At 66.3% G+C, this 16,732-nt stretch carries 12 protein-coding genes; 5 read left to right on the top strand and 7 right to left on the bottom strand.

Going from position 1 to position 16,732, the window contains the following annotated elements; all coding sequences use genetic code 11:
* Positions 1–3 precede the first annotated feature (3 nt).
* The 3 genes from ACIBK2_RS44590 to ACIBK2_RS44580 form a co-directional block, all read right to left on the bottom strand.
* Positions 4–1,449, bottom strand: a complete 1,446-nt coding sequence (locus tag ACIBK2_RS44590) for a protein kinase (protein WP_396977139.1) — start codon at positions 1,447–1,449, stop codon at positions 4–6.
* Between the two features lie 95 nt (positions 1,450–1,544).
* Positions 1,545–3,806, bottom strand: a complete 2,262-nt coding sequence (locus tag ACIBK2_RS44585) for a TIM-barrel domain-containing protein (protein WP_396977137.1) — start codon at positions 3,804–3,806, stop codon at positions 1,545–1,547.
* Positions 3,807–3,936: 130 nt separating this feature from the next.
* Positions 3,937–5,082 carry a lactonase family protein gene (locus ACIBK2_RS44580; protein ID WP_396977135.1) on the bottom strand — a complete coding sequence of 382 codons (1,146 nt, stop codon included), beginning with the start codon at positions 5,080–5,082 and terminating at the stop codon, positions 3,937–3,939.
* A 404-nt stretch (positions 5,083–5,486) separates the two neighbouring features.
* On the opposite strand from ACIBK2_RS44580, the gene ACIBK2_RS44575 reads away from it, so the two are divergent.
* The 4 genes from ACIBK2_RS44575 (at position 5,487) to ACIBK2_RS44560 (ending at position 11,641) form a co-directional block, all read left to right on the top strand.
* Positions 5,487–5,645 carry a hypothetical protein gene (locus ACIBK2_RS44575; protein WP_396977134.1) on the top strand — a complete coding sequence of 53 codons (159 nt, stop codon included), beginning with the start codon at positions 5,487–5,489 and terminating at the stop codon, positions 5,643–5,645.
* A 179-nt stretch (positions 5,646–5,824) separates the two neighbouring features.
* A complete protein-coding gene (locus ACIBK2_RS44570) occupies positions 5,825–7,705 on the top strand; it encodes a cutinase family protein (RefSeq protein ID WP_396977132.1) in 1,881 nt (626 codons plus the stop codon).
* A 47-nt stretch (positions 7,706–7,752) separates the two neighbouring features.
* Positions 7,753–8,682, top strand: coding sequence for a carbon-nitrogen hydrolase family protein (locus ACIBK2_RS44565; protein ID WP_396977131.1), 930 nt, complete (start codon positions 7,753–7,755; stop codon positions 8,680–8,682).
* A gap of 202 nt (positions 8,683–8,884) precedes the next feature.
* Positions 8,885–11,641, top strand: a complete 2,757-nt coding sequence (locus tag ACIBK2_RS44560; protein ID WP_396977129.1) for a PQQ-binding-like beta-propeller repeat protein — start codon at positions 8,885–8,887, stop codon at positions 11,639–11,641.
* A gap of 8 nt (positions 11,642–11,649) precedes the next feature.
* Here ACIBK2_RS44560 and ACIBK2_RS44555 read toward each other — a convergent pair whose 3' ends face one another.
* Positions 11,650–12,351 carry an NUDIX hydrolase gene (locus ACIBK2_RS44555; RefSeq protein ID WP_396977128.1) on the bottom strand — a complete coding sequence of 234 codons (702 nt, stop codon included), beginning with the start codon at positions 12,349–12,351 and terminating at the stop codon, positions 11,650–11,652.
* Positions 12,352–12,378: 27 nt separating this feature from the next.
* Positions 12,379–13,110, bottom strand: a complete 732-nt coding sequence (locus ACIBK2_RS44550; RefSeq protein ID WP_396977126.1) for a DUF1206 domain-containing protein — start codon at positions 13,108–13,110, stop codon at positions 12,379–12,381.
* Between the two features lie 527 nt (positions 13,111–13,637).
* Here ACIBK2_RS44550 and ACIBK2_RS44545 point away from each other — a divergent pair.
* Complete coding sequence (locus tag ACIBK2_RS44545; RefSeq protein ID WP_396977124.1) at positions 13,638–15,065, top strand: hypothetical protein; 1,428 nt, start codon at positions 13,638–13,640, stop codon at positions 15,063–15,065.
* Position 15,066: 1 nt separating this feature from the next.
* Here the strand turns inward: ACIBK2_RS44545 and ACIBK2_RS44540 are convergent, their stop codons facing one another.
* On the bottom strand, positions 15,067–15,204 hold the full coding sequence (locus ACIBK2_RS44540) for a hypothetical protein (protein WP_357377532.1): 138 nt from the start codon (positions 15,202–15,204) through the stop codon (positions 15,067–15,069).
* Positions 15,201–16,574 carry an OFA family MFS transporter gene (locus ACIBK2_RS44535; protein WP_396977121.1) on the bottom strand — a complete coding sequence of 458 codons (1,374 nt, stop codon included), beginning with the start codon at positions 16,572–16,574 and terminating at the stop codon, positions 15,201–15,203. Before ACIBK2_RS44535 ends, ACIBK2_RS44540 begins: the two co-directional genes overlap by 4 nt.
* Positions 16,575–16,732: the final 158 nt, after the last annotated feature.

Raw genomic sequence — 16,732 nt, 5'->3', positions numbered from 1 at the left:
GGCTTACCGACGTCCGGAGCCGGCGGTCCGCAACCAGCGAGCCGTCGGCTTGGACAGCGTCGATATCAGCGTCAGCATCAGCAACGCCAATCCCACGGCCATGGTCAAGCCGGTGGTGCCCTTCGGGCTGTCGTACTCGAATCGGACCGGGACCAGGCTCGCCAGATAGCCGAGGCACCCCAAAACCACCAGCACCCGGCCGAACCGCCTGCGCGCGAGCAGCAGTACCGCGCCGCCGAGCAACAGCAGCGCCGCGCCCGCGGCCGCTACGCCCGCTGCGGCATAGGGCGCGATGTGTGGGTCCCGAAACTCGATGAGGGCGCGGACGACCCGTATCCGCGGGTTCACCACCAGCGCCGTGACGACGCAGGCGAGCAGAAACGCGAGTATGGCGGCACCCATCGCACGGCCTCGACCACTCGCCGGTACCGGCTGACGTGCGGGCTGGGCAACCGATGCGGGTGCGGACTGGGCCGCTGGTGTTGGAGCAGACTTGGTGGCGGATGTCGGAGCTGGCTTCGCCACCGGTGCCGGAGTCGGTGGGGCCTGCCGACCCTGACCGTTCTGGTTCAACGCCGTCGAAGCTATCCGGTTGGGCGGCGGCGTGATTCGGGCCGGAGCCGCCCGACCATGCAGGGAATCCCACGCCACCGAGGTGAACTCGCGGCAGCTGCCGAATCGTTCGTCGCGTCGCTTGGCCATCGCCTTGGCGATCACCTCGTCCAACGCGGGCGGTGCGTCGGGCCGCACGGAACTGAGTCGCGGCACCGGCTTGCTGATATGCCCGGCGACGACCTGCCCGGGATTGGTCGCCGCGAACGGTGCGTGCCCCGCCAGCAGCGTGAACAGAGTGCACGCGAGCGAGTACTGATCCGAGCGGTGATCGACCGGCTCGCCGGAGAGCTGTTCCGGCGAGGCGTACGCGAGGGTGGCGTTGAACGTCCCGCTCACGGTCAGCTGCGTGTTCGAGTCGAGCAGCCGGGCGATGCCGAAATCGGTCAGCACCGCGCGTTCCGCGCGACCGGTATCCGGCGACGACAACAGGATGTTCGCCGGTTTGATATCACGGTGCAGCACGCCGCGGCTGTGCGCGTAATCGAGCGCCGCCCCGGTCTCGGAGACGATGCGCAGCGCGCGGTCGATCGGCACGTCCCGCGGATTCAACCGGGCGGCATCGGAGCCGTGGATGTACTGCATGGCGATCCACAGGTGCCCGTCGTGCGTGCCACGATCGTGAATGCCGACGATGCCAGGATGATCCAACCGCGCGACGACGTTGGCCTCCTGCTCGAACCGCCGCCGCAATTCCGGCTCCGCCGAGACCTCGCGATTGAGCAGTTTGAGGGCGACCCGGCGCGGTAGCCGCGGATGCTGCGCCAAATACACGGTGCCCATCCCGCCCCGGCCGAGCACGCCCTCGATGAGGTAGTCCGCGAATGACTCGTTCACTCCGAGTTGCACCACGCCTACCCCTAACTCCCTTCGAGCACGATAATCCGAGGAGGAGTTAACCACCCTCACTCCGAACACGCACCCTCCGATAATCAGCGCAGTGTCACCGACTGACTGTTCGCCGCGGCGATCGGATCGGTTTTGACGTGCACGACGCCGCCGCGATCCTGCGGGTCGAACCACCATCCGTTGGGTGCGCGATCGAGGTCGGCGCGGCTGGCACGTTGGGTCAGCGGACCGGCGGCGGTCTGGACGGCCTTCGGGGCCGAAGCGGAGTGCACCGTGAGTTCATAGCGCCGGGCGGCGGGCTTGCCAGGATACGAACCCGAACTGGCGCCGATGGTCACCTCGGTCGAACCGGACGCCGAGCGTACGGCGAAGTTTTGTGAGGCTTGTTCGCCGCGCTGGTAGCCACGGGTGACCCCGTCGTCCTCGACCAGCGTGAAGTTGCCCCCGGCCTGCGGGTAGACGTCCAGATCCAGCACACTCTTGTCGCGGGTCTGCCACGACTGGGTGCCCTCGGCCCACATCGGCACCACCGCGCCCGCGCGCACGAACAGCGGCAGCGTGTCCAGTGGAGCGCGATAGTCGTTCACCGTGGTCGGCCCGGTCCAGCTGCGGCCGCTCCAATAGTCGATCCAGGTGCCCTCCGGCAGGTAGATGCCGTCGCGTTTTTCGGCGTCGTTGTACACGGGCGCGACGAGAAAGTCCTTCCCGGAAAGGAATTCGTAGCGCGCCTGGTCGCCCCACGTCGCGGGATCCTTCGGGTACTCCAGCGCGAGCGGCCGAACCTGGCCCACGCCGGTGCGATTCGCCTCGACCGAGTACGAATAGGTGTAGGGCAGCAGTCTTTCCTTGAGCTGCAGGTACTTTCGGTTGATCGAGGTGTAGGGCTCGCCGTAGCGCCACGGCTGCTTGTCGTTGGGTGCCCAGCCGTCCATCGACATGATGGTGGGCAGGAACGCCTTCCACTGCAGGTCGCGGGTGTAGGTGCGCGGGCTGCCGCCGAAGATTCCGTCGACGTCGCCGCTGTTGTACGCGATGCCGGACATCGTCGAACCCGCGTAGGTGGGGATCTGCCAGCGGATGTAGTCGTAGGTGCCGGACTGGTCGCCGCTCCACAACACCGCACAGCGTTGCGCGCCTGCCCAACTCACCGGCGTCCAGACGAAACCTCGGGCGTCGCTGTTCTCTTCGATGCCGCGGTGCGCGCTGTCGCAGCCGTCCAAGGCGAACTGATACCCGGGGCCGACCCAGGCCACGTCCAGCTTGCGCACGCGCACACCGGCTTTCACCTCGTCGGCCTGATGCGGCAGCCCGTTCTCGGTCCACAACCCGAGCTGCATGTTGTCCTTGCGCAGCCCCTCGCCGACCTGCGGCAGATTCTCGTAGCCGCAGCCGTAGCCGTCATTGACCAGCATCCAGCCGTTCGGCATCTGGTTGCGCACATACCCGTCGGCGATGTCGACCGCGTCCAGGGTGTGCCGCTCACCGCGGTTGGCGTTGTGCAGGTAGCAGTCGGAGTCGCCCATCTCCAGTCCGTAGATCGGCGGCAGGAACGGCCTGCCGACCAGCGCGGTGTAGGCGGAGATCACCGATTTGGGGCCGTCGCCGACGACGTAGATCGCGTCGAAGCGGCGTTCCTCGTGCGTGGTGCGCGCCGGATCGGTGAAGGCGTAGTTGCCCGGCGCGAAGGTATTGCGCAGCACCCCGTATCCGTTGCTGGATAGGTAGAACGGCTGTGAGTTCGGCGCCCCGCCGTCGTTCCAGTTGTCGTCGGCGAAGATCTTGACGGTCTGGTCGCGGTGGCTGAACCGCCCGTTCTGCTCGCCGCCGCCGAAGAACTGCTCGTTCTGGCCGCGGCCGAGGCTTTGCGTTGTCGCGGTCTTGGTCCAGGACAGCGGCGCGGACTCGGCCCATAGCTGCTTGGCGTCGGCGCCGTCGTAGAGCGCGAAGCGCAGTGGAGTCTTGTACGCGCGCAAGGTGACACCGGAGGTGGCGATGGCCCAGTAGTCGCCCTTGTCGGTCCGGTGCGCGGCGGCGGGCGGGAGCTTGGTCGGCAGGACGATCTTGTCGCGGGCCGGGTCGGTGAACTTGCCGTCGGGTGCCAGCTGCACGCGCACCGCGCCGGAGTTGGGGAAGCTCACCCGGACCGCGGCCGCGCCGGAGTGCATGGTGGTCGTCACGCCGTCGTCGGCGATGCCGCTGAGGTTGCCGAGCCGACCGGCGTCCGCTTCGGCCAATGCGGTGGGCGCGGCGACCAGGCTGCCCGCCACGATCAGCAAACCCAGCGTGATGTGCGTGATCCTGCGTAGGTCGATCACTCCGCCGTAACTGCGATGGGTGTGATTCATGACCAAGTAGAACCACACCCGGCCGCCCATCTCGACTGGGCGCACAACTGGGGACTCATCGGCCTGGTGTCTCAGGAGATTTAGAATCCTTTGTGCGACAAGGTATCTCGTTATCGGGTCGACACGCCCGTTACTCGAACAGCACGCAGGTGGCCGCCGTCGCATCCAGCATGGCCGACGGCGCGGCGGGCAGGCCGGTGGTGGGATCGAGGTCCAGCCAGGCCACCGAGTTCGACTTCTGATTGGCCGCGTACAGCCGCCGGCCATCCGGGCTCAGCGTCAGATCGCGGGGGAACTTTCCACCACACGGCGTAGTGCCCACCGGCACCAGCAGCCCGCCGACAATGGCGAAGGTCGCGACGTTGTCGTGGCCACGGTTGGCGAGGTAGAGGAAGCGACCGTCCTTGGCGACCACCGGCGCGGACGGGTAGTTCCGATCGCCGCCGCTGTTCAGGTCCGCGGGGAGCGACTGCCCGGCGCGCAGTTCGCCGCGGTCGGCCTGCCAATCGAGCACCGTCACTGTGGAATTCAGTTCGTTGGCCAGAAACGCGTTGCGGCCGTTGGGATGGAAGGTCAGGTGCCGTGGTCCGCTGCCGGGTGTCATCGTGACCTGCGCGTGCTGATTCAGCTTGCCCCCGGCCAGTTCGTAGACGTACACCGAGTCGACGCCCAAATCCACCACCAGCACCCAGCGTCCGGAGGGATCGATCGATACCTGATGCGCATGCGGTGCGGACTGTCGATCCGGATCCGGTCCGCTGCCGGTGTGTTGGACGACATCGGTGACCGCGCCGAGTCGTCCGTCGTCGGCCACGGCGAGCACGCTGACGCTGCCCGACTCGTAGTTGGCGGTCAGCACGTAACGGCCGTCCGGGGTGACGCAGAGGTGCGTTGGCGCATTGCCTTGCACAGCAACCGTATTCAATACAGTCGGCCGCGGCGACCGGAGGTCGACTGCGGTGGCCGTGCCCGCGCCTGAGCCTTCGTTCACCGCGTAGAGGTAACGCCGGTCGGGCGAGAACGCGAGGAAGGACGGATCGGCCACGTCCACAGTGCTTTCCACGGTCAGCCGACCGGTGCCGGGATCGACGGCGGCGACACTGATACCGGAACCGCCTGCGCCACTGGAGGTATAGGAACCGAGGAACGCGCGAGTCCCATTCGCCGCGCCCGCTAGCGCCGGACGTAAGACTCCGGCTGTCACCGCGACACCGACACCGACCGCGCCACCCATTATCCCGAGCAGACGCCGCCGTCCGAGTTCACCATCGCGCACGGTTTTCTCCTTCCCTCCCGCGGCCGGTCCCGCGTTCGGGTCAGAATGTCGTACGTCACACCAGTCCGCAAGTGGCGCAACCGATATTGCATAGTATGCAATACAACTCGATCGCCGTTGCAAGGGGTGGGCAATCTTCGGCCGGTCGCCACGAAAAAGCCTCATCAGCGTTCCCCAGTCCACAGTGGGGAGATCAGAAAACCTGCCGGTCTGCCACCGACATTCGCTCCGAATGGTGCACGGGGGTCCAACTTCCCCAGTTGAGCGTCTGGACGCGGCGGGGATCCCAGGGGAATCTTGTGGCTGCCAACATCCCATAGTCACGGCACCTGAGCTCAGGTGCTGCTCGGTGTAATACCGTTACAAGACAGGCGGTTTGAGACATGTCGACTCTCCTCAGCGTTATGGACACCGTTAATTACATCGCCACGAGCTCGGGCTCCAGCGATGCGGGCGATTCGCTCAGCGGCGGTGGATCATCGACCGGATCACTCGGCACCGGGCTGGATATCGCCAAGGTGGCCCTGAAACTGCTCAGCCTGCTTGTCGGCAATGTGTCCTGACCGGTAATTCGCGATATTCAGCGCGGCGTCAACGGTCGCCGCGCTGAATATGCGTGAGCAGTGTCAAGGAAATTCCGCGCGATACCTCCTCGCCCGCTTCCCCCGTTGTTCTCCGGTCGAATCGGCCGACTCTGCCGTTCGGCGATGAGCGGTCGACCGAGCTCGGTAGTGAGGTTCAGATGTCAGTCCTGCATTCGTCCAATCGCTACGTGATGGCGACGATAGTGGCCATCGGGGTGGCCGTCGCTCCCGCTGCCGTCGCCGCTCCGGCCTTCGCGCACTCGGCACCGCCCGACTGCGCCGAGACGTTCAATCTGTTCATCCCGGGCACCTGGGAGACCAACGAAAACGCCGATCCCGCACAGCCGATCGGCATGCTCCGGCCGATCGCCGAGGCGATCCAGCGTCAGCAGGGCCCGAAGTCCGACATCTACTTCACGCCATACATGGCCCGTGCCTTCGACAACGGTCACACCTACGCGGACAGCAAGAACACCGCGCTGGTCAATGCCCGCAAGGCGCTGCGCGACTACGACAGACGTTGTCCCGCCGCCAAATTCACCATCACCGGCTACAGCCAGGGCGCGGACGCCGCGGGTGACGTCGCCGCCGAGATCGGCAACGACCGCGGACCCGTGCCGCCGGACCGGGTTTTGGCCGTCGGCCTGATCGCTGACCCCGCCGCAGGCACCAAGGGCGAGACCGCCGTAGGCCCGCACACCGCGGGCTCGGGGATCGCCGATCCCCGGCCGGCGGGCATGGGCAAGCTCAGCGGTCGAGTCAGTTCGATCTGCGACCCGGGCGACCTGTATTGCTCGATCAAGAAGGGCGACAACCCGTTACTCGGGAAACTCGGCTCGCTGCTGAGCAAGGTGCTCGGCAACTCCAGCATGGCCAAGACCCTGACGGCGAATGTCAACAAAGCCGACCTCCCCGGCCTGGCCGGTGCCGTCGACGAGCTGTCCACCAGCCTGAGCGCGCCGGGCGGCATCAACCTGACCCGCGTCCGCGACACCGCGGCAAAGCTGGAGGTCACCCTCAAAACCCTTGCCGGTCTGCAAGATTCCAGCGCCGCCGATCGATTGGCCGCTGCCCCGGCTGGATCCGCGGAGAACAATGCGGGCCAGGTGCTGACCAAGGTCGAGGAATCCGACCTGACCGGCGCCGCGACGGCGGTGAGCGCGATCGCCGATACCGCGACCAGCCTGTTGGGCAGGGGAATTCGGACACTCAAAGCGAACTCGCCCGACGCGGCCACGCTGACGATCAAGATCAATGCACTCGTCGGTCAGGTCGCACCGCTGGCCGACCTGCCCGCGGCCCTGCTCAACTCGGCGGCGAAGATCCTGGCGATGCTGAAACCCACTGTGGCGATTGACCAGACGCTCGATGCCGTCGCCAACGTCACCGCGCTCGACTTCCGCGCGATCCTGGACAACCTCGCGCTGCTGCCGCAGAAGGTGGCGGCGATGGACGCCCAGGGCGCCCATCAGGTCGCCGGTGCGCTGAACAACCAGTTCAAACCATTGGTCGACCTGGTCGCCAGCGCCGACCTGAAGTCGGTCGCACAGGTGCTGTCGACCGTGCCGAACCCGCAGGGCTACGTCCAGATCGCGACGTCGATGACCTCGATCCTGTCCAACGTCGATGTCATCCGGATGGCGACCCTCGTCGGCCAGATCCAGGAAATCGCGTGGTCCGTGCTGGAGAAACTGGCTCCGCCGCCCGGGCAGGCGGCCGACCCGGCCGGTGCCGCCGCCGTGCTGTCCGGCCTGCTGCCGGTCGGCCTCGAGCTGGCCTCGGTCGCGACCGGCCTGCTCACCAGCAACAACTCCCAGCACCTCGACCTCGACGATCTGAGTGATGCGCTCGCCAAGACCGCGCCGCCGACGCGAGGGCTCAACCTGCTTGCCCTTATTCGCGACGGCTTCAGCGCGGCAAGCTTTTTCGCCTCGAACGCACACATCAATTACGGCGCGCTCGTTGTCGACGACTCGGGCCGCAACGCCATCCAGTGGCTCGGTGACTGGATGAACGGGCAGATCGGCGAGGGCAATTGAATACGGCAAAGCCGTTGTGCATTTGGCGATTTGGTTAGTGTCGGGTCATGCGAATTGCTGCGGCGCAGGCACGGCCTGCCTGGCTCGACCCTACGGCCGGGACGAAGATTGTTGTCGACTACTTGACCAAGGCCGCGGCGGCGGGAGTGGATCTCGTCGCCTTCCCTGAGACGTTCCTGTCCGGCTACCCGATCTGGTTGGCGCGGACCGGCGGAGCTCGATTCGACAATCCGGCCCAAAAGGCCGCCTACGCTTACTATTTGGATGCGGCGGTCACGCTCGACGGCCCGCACCTCGCCACAGTGCGCGAGGCGGTCGCCGACCTCGGCGTGTTCTGCTACCTCGGCATCACCGAGCGCGTTCGCGGCACGGTGTACTGCACCTTGGTCGCCATCGATCCGGCCCGCGGCGTGGTCAGCGCGCACCGCAAGCTGATGCCGACGCACGAGGAACGGATGGTCTGGGGGATCGGCGACGGGCACGGGCTGCGCGCGCACGACGTCGGCGAGTTCCGGGTCAGCGGACTGTCCTGCTGGGAGAACTGGATGCCGCAGGCGCGGCACGCACTGTATGCCGACGGCGCGACCCTGCACGTCTCCACCTGGCCGGGCTCGGTCCGAAACACCAGGGACATCACCCGTTTCGTCGCCATGGAAGGTCGGGTGTACTCGCTCGCGGTCGGCGCCGTGCTCGACTATGCCGACGTGCCAACCGATTTCCCGTTCCGCGACGAACTGCTCGCGCTCGACCAATCGGCGGGCTACGACGGTGGATCCGCCATCGCGGGCCCGAACGGCAGTTGGTTGGTCGAACCCGTGATCGGCGAAGAGCGTCTCGTCATCGCCGATATCGATCCGGCCGAAGTCGCAAGGGAACGACAGAATTTCGACCCGACGGGGCACTACTCCCGCCCCGACGTATTCACGGTGACGGTGGATCGTCGACGTCGGGATGCGGTGACTTTTGTGGAGGGATAGGACTTCGGCGGATTAACGAATCCAGCTGCCCGAGGGCATTTCTCGGCCATTGGAAGACCTGGAATCGACTTCTCGGCGCAGGGGACTGAACATCGGCGGTACGGCAGGCGAACTGTAGCGAGAGCGGGGGGCGCAGCGGGTTTATTCCAATAGAATTAGTTCCGTGTGGAAATGTCTGATAGGTCTTTTCATTATCCTGACCATGATTACCGCACCTGGTCCGGCGTACGCGGCGGACGCCTCGGTCGAGGCGCGGGGCACGGTATTCATCGACTTGAACGGCAACGGAATTCGTGACAGTGGCGAGCAAGGACTGGGGGGCGTCTCTGTCACCGACGGAGCGGTCTGGGCGAAGACCGAGAAAGACGGCGGCTACCGGCTGCGGATCGATCCAGGTCGGCGGGAAACCGATCTGATCAACATCGTCTCACCGGATGGGTACACCCCGGTGCTGCGGGAGGATTCGGTCCCGCGTTACTTTCGCGCGCTCGACGAGGGCAAGCCCCGGCAGGACAACATCGACTTCGCCCTCGTCCCCGACAAGCGCGCGGCGGATCCACGCGAGCCGTGGTTGATGTTGTCCGACAGTGAAACCGACAATCGCAGCGACGCATCCGCGGCGAACACGCTGGCCCAGTGGACCGGCCAGGTCGAGGCAATGGCGCGGAACCGGGAAGCTACCGTCGCCATCGCGACCGGCGACATCACCGTCACCGATTACACCGCGCCCGAGCGTCGCCAGGGCAGCTACGACATCCTGCGCACCGGCCTGACCAAGGGCCGCTTCGGCCGGCCGTTCTATCCGGTGATGGGCAATCACGACGCGGGCGGGACCGGAAAGACCAACGGGTACGCCGCGAGCATGGAGATCTATCGGCGCAACATGGGACCGGAGTGGTACAGCTTCGACCGCAACGGCCGTCACCTCGTGGTGCTGGAGGACAACTACGACACCTCCGGTCTCGGCCCGCAACTGCAATGGCTGCGCGAGGATCTGCGCCGCCATGCCACCGGCAAACAGGTGTTCGTCTTCGCCCATCGCTCGCTGTTCACCAAATGGGGCGCGGGACAAGCCATTCAGCCGATCGTTGACGAACTCGCCCGCTACGACGTGCGGATGTTCGCCGCGGGCCACAATCAGCAGACCGAGTTCCGCCGCGGCGCGTTCCCGCGCTCGGTGGAGGTGAACAACATGGGCGCCACCTACGGCATCGACGGCGCGCGGCCCGGCTACAAGGTGCTGGACTTCGCCGGTATCACCGACGATCCGGCGACGCCGGTGAACGAGGACACCGGTTACGTTTCCGGCACGCACCGGCAGTTCTTCGTGCGCGACCGGACGGCGCTGGTCAGTCCCGCACCGGACAGTGCGTATCGGGCAGGTGCCGCCATCCCGGTCGACCTGTACGTCGAGGACGCAGGTCGGACTCCGGCTGGTGCCCAGGTGCTGGTCCGTGACGAACGCGGCGGCGAGGCGTGGCGCGCGGACCTGCGCTTCGGCAGCACGCAAGCACCGCCCGGCTGGGTGAACTGCTACACCCCGCCTGGTGGGCGGGCCGAGTCGTGCCCGGCCATCCGCGCCAATTGGGCGACCGCACACGGCAGCATTCCGTTTCTGCAGCCGGGGACCTACCGCGTCGAGGCGACCGCAACCGATACCGCGGGCGGGAAATGGCCCGCGATGCAGGGCACGTTCCGAGTGTTAACCGTCGGCCCGCCACCGGCGGCCGGTGCCGACTGGCTGCGCCAGGGCGGTACCGAATCCGGTGGCTCCGCCGCGGCATCCGACCCGGGTGCCGTGCTGGACCAGCGGTGGTCGGCCAACACCGGTGAGCACTTCGGCCTCAACGGTGCCGCCGTGGCCGGCGATCTCGTGATCGTGACCGCCCAGGCCTTCGCCTCGCCCTACAACCAGGTGCTGGCCTATCACCGCGATACCGGCAGGGAGCTGTGGCGGACCTATCTGGACGGTGATGCCGAGTCCTTCCCGACCGTGCAGGGCGGCCGGGTGTATCTCAGCACCGCGGTCGGCCGGGTCTACGCGCTCAACTCGCGTACCGGTGCCGTCGATTGGCAGACCATCGATGACGAGAACCGCACCGGAAAGACCGTGCGCCGCTACGGGCGGGCAGGTGGTCCGGTGAGCGTCTTCGACCTGCCCGAGCAGCATCGCGCGGTCGCGGTTTACCAGGCGTACGACCAGATCGTCTGCCGCGACGCCGGGACCGGGAAGCGGCTCGACGGTGGCTTCGCCGCACCTGCGGGGTGGGGCGAGTTCCACAGCACCGCCGTGCGCGGCGCGGACGCGAAAACCGCTTACCTGCAGTCGGGTTCGAGCCAGACGCTCATCGCGATGGACCTGACCACCTGCGGTCGCCGCTACTCCGTCGATACCGCGGGCGGACTGTTCAGTCACTCGTCGCCGGCGTTCACCGACGGAGATCGTCAGCTGGTCACCATGACCGGTGGGGGTCTCAGTGGCCATGACCCGCGCGACGGGCGCGCACTGTGGCACGCCGACATCCCGGGCAGCGCTTGTGAACCGGGGCCGCCGCCGGTAACCAGTCCCGCCGTTCGCGGACAGCTGGTCTACGTCGCGGCCATCGATGGCACCGTCCGTGCGTTCGATACCTCGGCGAGTAAACCGGCTGAAGCCTTGTGGCAGACCGGAATCGGCTATCTGCCGGGCACTGGTCCGCTCGATGATCCCGCGCGGGTGGCGGCCGGGTGTACGGCCGCGCCGAACGCGCCTGCGATGCACGCGCTGACCACCGAGACCGTGGTTTACGTCGGCACCTGGGACGGGAGACTGGTTGTGCTCGACCGGAAGACCGGAAAAGTGTTGAACCAGTACGACTTAGGTGGGTCGGTCGCCTCGGCGATGTCGGTGACGGGTGACTGGTTGTTCGTGCTCAGCACGGACGGCACCGTGCATGCGATGGCCCGCCGCGCTGCCTGAACTCGGTGTCAGTGCTGAGTCCAGTCGGGTTGAGTGAAATGCGCTACTCGGGCGTTGGCGTGATCGCGCCCGAGTAGCACCACCTCGCGGAACTGCCAGAGCAGCGCGCCGGTGGGGGCATGAATGGTCATGCCCTCGCCGAGCCGCATCTGGAGCAGGCCAACGTCTTCCGGGACGGATGTCGCCGGGCCGCGCAGTTCGGATTGCGGCACGGCCTCGTGCCGAGCGACCCAGTGCGGCACATCGTCCGCGGCCAGTCGGGTGAGCCGAACCAAGTGCACGGAGTGGACTTCGTCGGGGCTCGGCTTCAGCTCGGCGGTGTCCGGCAATGCCGCGACGAAAGGAGTGATCACGAAACCCGATGCCGCTGGGAAGTCATCGAGCCTGCCGAGCAGGTCTGCGGAGGTGGCGGTCAAGCCGAGTTCCTCGTGCAGCTCGCGCAATACAGCCTGCTCCGCGGTCTCACCCTCGTCCAGCCGACCGCCGGGCAATCCCCACTGCCCGGCATTGCGCCCACGGTAGGCCCGCCTGATGACCACCACCGACGGTGCGCCGTCGCTTTCGCCGACGACACACAGCAGCACGGCCGCCCGCCGAATACCCGGGGCGTCAGGAACTTCGGTGTGCGGGAATTCGCGCAGCCGGGTGCGCGCGAGATCGCGGAAATCGTCCACGGTCTCGGGTACCGGCGGTCCGGTGGTAGGGCCCATACCCCGATCTTGCCCCACCGCCGATTGCTACATCTTGGCGTACCGCGCCATGACAAAGCTGTAGAGACCGTAGGTGATGATGCCGAGGCCGGCCACGACCAGCAGGATCACGCCATAAGGCTGCGCCCCAAGGGTTTTCAGCGCCCCGTCGAGCCCGGCTGCCTTATCCGGCTGCGCCTGGCCCACGGCGAGGATCACAAGCAACCCGATCGCGGCAACGGCAAGCCCCTTCGCGACGTACCCGGTCATACCGAGCCGCCGCACCAGGTCACCGGTATTGCCCTCGAGGTCTTTGAGGAACTTTCGGCTGATCCCCTTGTACACGTGGTATCCACCAACCCCGATGATGATCAGTCCGGCAACGACGAGGGCAACCTTGCCCGCCGTGTTCTGCATCAACCGCCCGGTGGTTCCGGCACTCTGCTGGCTGCTGGATTTGCCACTGCCGCGCGCGAATCCGAACGCGGACAAGGCGAACGAGAAATAGATCACCGCCAGCGACAAAGCCTTGACCCGATGGAACGCCTCTTTCTTCTTACTATCGGCTTCGGGCTTCGACGAACTACCGAAGATCGCCTCCGCAATCCGCCACAGCCCCATCAGCAGAAACGCGAAAACACCGATCCACATGACGATGACGCCGCCAGGTTTGCTGACCAGTTCCGCCATAGCTCCCGACTGATCGGCACTACCTCCCGACCCGCCGAGCGCAATCCGAATCGCGATGTACCCGACGATCAAATGCACGATCCCCGTCATGACGAACCCGCCCCGCGCAAACCGCTCGAACACCCCGTTCTGCGCGATCCGCCCCGCAGCAGACGACTTCCCGCCCCCACCGCGCTGCCCGCGAGTACGATCCGTCCCAGTCGACAACCCACTCATCAGACGCCCTCATCTCCGTCGAACCGAACGTCCGGCAGATACCCGGCGACGCGGGTTCGAAACACCGGACGAGCGGCCGTCCCTCGCAACATCGAGCCGCGCCGAGGGTGCCCCGCCCGGAGTACTAAAACTTACGGGTTATTTATGTGGTGGTAATCACCGGTGTTCTTGATCGGCGGTTACGCTACATTGGCGAATGAGTACTCGTATTCGGTGGGAGCGTATTGCTTTCCAATCCGGCGGGGAGACAACCTATGTCGGATGCGTGACTATTCGGTGCGAATAACCGGAATCCGCTGATTGGGCGTATTGCCCGGAATTCTTGAAACCGACGAGCGGGTCGGTGTCGGCTGCGGACGAAAGATGTGATCGATCGCGCGGCCTGAGGTACAGGAGCGTTCATGGCAACCATCACTCGCGGCTTCCGGGCCGATCGGCACAAGATCAGTCGCCAGGGTGGAGCCTCGTCGGCTGCGCCGGTGTATGTCAATCTCACCGACAAGGCGTTCCTGCGGCTGCACCACGGTTACGGCATGCCCGTTGTCACGCAGACGCTGACCGTGCTCGGCCGTCGGCCGAGCGACGAGCAGCTGAATGCGATGTATGCACTGCTGAAGTCCGGGCCGTTGACGCGGCGGGTGCACCGCTCGGCGGTGCCGTTCGCGCGGGCGCGCTGGGTGCATGCCGATACCGCGCTGCCGCTGTATGTCGCGCCGGATCCGATCGATGAAGCCGATGCGTTGACGTGGGCGAACGAGCAGGGGCAGTATCGCCTCGATCCCGACGGGGGATACGGGTGGCGATTGTCTGCGGTGCCAACGCATTCCGGTGGCATGGTCGTCTGCCTGACCAAGTCGCACGCGGTCGCCGACGGCCACGCGGGATTGCTGGCCGAGGCCGGTCTGGTCGACCCGGAACTCGCCACGAGCGGCGGTCTCGATGCCAGGGTCGGCATGTTGGACGAACTGGCCGACGGTGCGCACCGCGGCATCACCGTTGCGCGACAGGCCTTTACGGAGATGCGGCGAGCTGCTCGCGATCCGCGGCATCGCGCGGCCGTGCGCGCGGCACTGTTCTCCCACACGCCGGAGCCGGCACCGGACCCACAGGGTTGGCGCGAGCAGTCGGCGGTCGTCACCTTCGATGCGGCGCAATGGAAGTCGGCGGCCGAACGCGACGGCGGCACACCCAACACGCTGTATCTCGCGTTGACCGCCGACCTGCTGCGCCGCTGCCCACTGATCGACAACATCCCGCCGGTCTTGACGCCCGCCGTGCGAGTCCTGCGCGAACACGATCAGCAGGACGCGAATTCGTTCACCAGGGTGCCGGTGGTGGTGCAGCGCGAATGGCTGGACAGCCACGACCTGACCTCGCTGCGCGCGGTGAGCAAGGCGGCGTTCGAGGCGGTCGCGACGGTCGGTTCCGGCGTGCTCTCGCAGCCGCGCCAGATGCCACCCGAGCTGCTCGACGTGCTGCCCGACGGCGTCGTGCACCGACTGCTGGAGACGGTGCCGATCACCGTCGGAATGTGTTCCAACATGGGCGTGCTCGACTCGTATATCGCGCCGCAACTCGGCCATTTCGAGCCGTCGCTGCACATGAAGCGCGCCGTGGTCCAGGGCCTCGACGCACCACGCACCACGAGGCAACCGGTGGCGCTGGCGACCTGGCTGTCGGAATCCGGCGGCCAGATCCACTGGGCGCTGGAAAGCTTCAAGCCCGAGATGGCGCATACTGCAGCTGAACTAGCCGACCATGCTAAGAAAGTCGCCAGGTCGTGGGGACTACACCCGCTGCACATCTACACCGGTGACACAACCATCTGACTTATTGGAACAGCTTGAGCAAGTTCACGATCAAGCGATCCAGCCCATAGGCAAAGGGCGCGGCTACCCACAGCCAGGCGAAGATCAACAGCGGAATGCGCCGCGGCGCAGCCGTTTCGGCGTTGTCGAGTTCGGTCATGCCGGGCTTCCCTCCGTACGAATGGCCTCCGTGGGGACCTTCCGATGGTGTCTCGCCGCCACCGGGCGAATCAGTTCGTTGGCGATGAAGCCGGCGCAGAGCAGGGCGATCATGATGGCGAACGAGGGTCCGTACAGTTCCGGCCCCGTCCTACCGTGCCGCGCACCGGAATCCGCGATGGCGTTGACGATCAGTGGCCCGGCGACACCGGCCACCGACCACGCGGTGAGCAGCCGACCATGGATCGCGCCCACCTGGTAGGTCCCGAAGAGATCCTTGAGATACGCCGGAACCGTGGCGAATCCACCACCGTAGAACGACAGGATCACCATCGCGCCCAGGATGAACAGCGGCTTGTTGGTCTGCCCGACCGACCACACCGCCGCGTAGGCGATCGCGCCGACGCCGAGGTAGATCCGGTACATGTTCTTGCGGCCGATCACATCCGACAGCGACGACCAGCCGATCCGTCCGGCCATATTGGCCGCGGACAGCACCGCGACGAAACCCGCCGCGGCGGCCGTCGTCACCGGGGTCGAGGTCTGCTTGAAGAAGTCGACCACCATCGGCGCCGCCTTCTCCAGGATGCCGATGCCCGCGGTCACGTTGAAACACAACACAATCCACAGCAGCCAGAACTGCGGCGTCCGGATCGCGTCGTTGGCCGCGACATCATGTTCGCTGACCAGCTTCGTCGTTTTCGCCTGCGGCACCCAGCCGGTCGGCCGCCACCCCGGCGGCGGCACCCGAACCAGCAGGACGCCGACCGACATGAACACCGCGTAGACCAAGCCCATGACCAGGAAGGTCTGGGCGATGCCGACGTTGTCCTTGCCGAAGTTCGAGAGCAACTGAGTCGTCCACGGCGACGCGATCAACGCACCACCACCGAAGCCCATGATCGCGAAACCCGTTGCCATGCCGGGCCGATCGGGAAACCAGCGGATCAGCGTGGAGACCGGGGAGATGTAACCGATACCCAGCCCGATCCCGCCGACGAACCCGTACCCGAACACGATGAGCCAGTACGCATTCGCGTACGCGCCGACCGCCGAGATCAGCAACCCGGACGAGAAACACACCAGCGAAACGGTCATCGCCCATCGCGGCCCCCGCCGCTCGACCAGCGTCCCGCCGAAGGCCGCCGACAACCCCAGCATCACGATCGCGATCTGGAACGGCAGCGCACTCCCGGTCCCCGAGATGTCCATCGCCTTCTCCAACGGCGGCTTGAACACACTCCAGGCATACGCCTGCCCGATCGCAAGATGAATCGACAACGCAGCAGGTGGCACCAGCCAACGGCTCCACCCCGGCGGCGCGATTACGCGGGCATACCCGGTGGCACCGGCGTCGGCAACTGTGGTCATGGGACGATCTCCACTCTCGCTGTGTGGCGATCATAGGACGCGCGACCCGGTTCCGTGGCAACAACTTTCACTCCCCACCACCACGCCGAAACCAGTGCCTAGAATTCTGGGCCCCACCAGCGGAAACCAGGCCCGCCCCCGGGCTGTGGGGCGGGCCG

It is taken from the genome of Nocardia sp. NPDC050175 (genome assembly GCF_044459885.1).
Classification (GTDB): domain Bacteria; phylum Actinomycetota; class Actinomycetes; order Mycobacteriales; family Mycobacteriaceae; genus Nocardia.
Note: the sequence above shows the minus strand (reverse complement) of the source record. Positions and strands in the feature narration are given on the sequence as shown.

Coding starts and splice junctions, on each gene's coding strand:
- ACIBK2_RS44585 (WP_396977137.1), bottom strand. CDS start 3,806: ATGAATCACACCCATCGCAGTTACGGCGGAGTGATCGACCTACGCAGG.
- ACIBK2_RS44575 (WP_396977134.1), top strand. CDS start 5,487: ATGGACACCGTTAATTACATCGCCACGAGCTCGGGCTCCAGCGATGCG.
- ACIBK2_RS44570 (WP_396977132.1), top strand. CDS start 5,825: ATGTCAGTCCTGCATTCGTCCAATCGCTACGTGATGGCGACGATAGTG.
- ACIBK2_RS44565 (WP_396977131.1), top strand. CDS start 7,753: ATGCGAATTGCTGCGGCGCAGGCACGGCCTGCCTGGCTCGACCCTACG.
- ACIBK2_RS44560 (WP_396977129.1), top strand. CDS start 8,885: ATGATTACCGCACCTGGTCCGGCGTACGCGGCGGACGCCTCGGTCGAG.
- ACIBK2_RS44555 (WP_396977128.1), bottom strand. CDS start 12,351: ATGGGCCCTACCACCGGACCGCCGGTACCCGAGACCGTGGACGATTTC.
- ACIBK2_RS44550 (WP_396977126.1), bottom strand. CDS start 13,110: ATGACGGGGATCGTGCATTTGATCGTCGGGTACATCGCGATTCGGATT.
- ACIBK2_RS44545 (WP_396977124.1), top strand. CDS start 13,638: ATGGCAACCATCACTCGCGGCTTCCGGGCCGATCGGCACAAGATCAGT.
- ACIBK2_RS44540 (WP_357377532.1), bottom strand. CDS start 15,204: ATGACCGAACTCGACAACGCCGAAACGGCTGCGCCGCGGCGCATTCCG.
- ACIBK2_RS44535 (WP_396977121.1), bottom strand. CDS start 16,574: ATGACCACAGTTGCCGACGCCGGTGCCACCGGGTATGCCCGCGTAATC.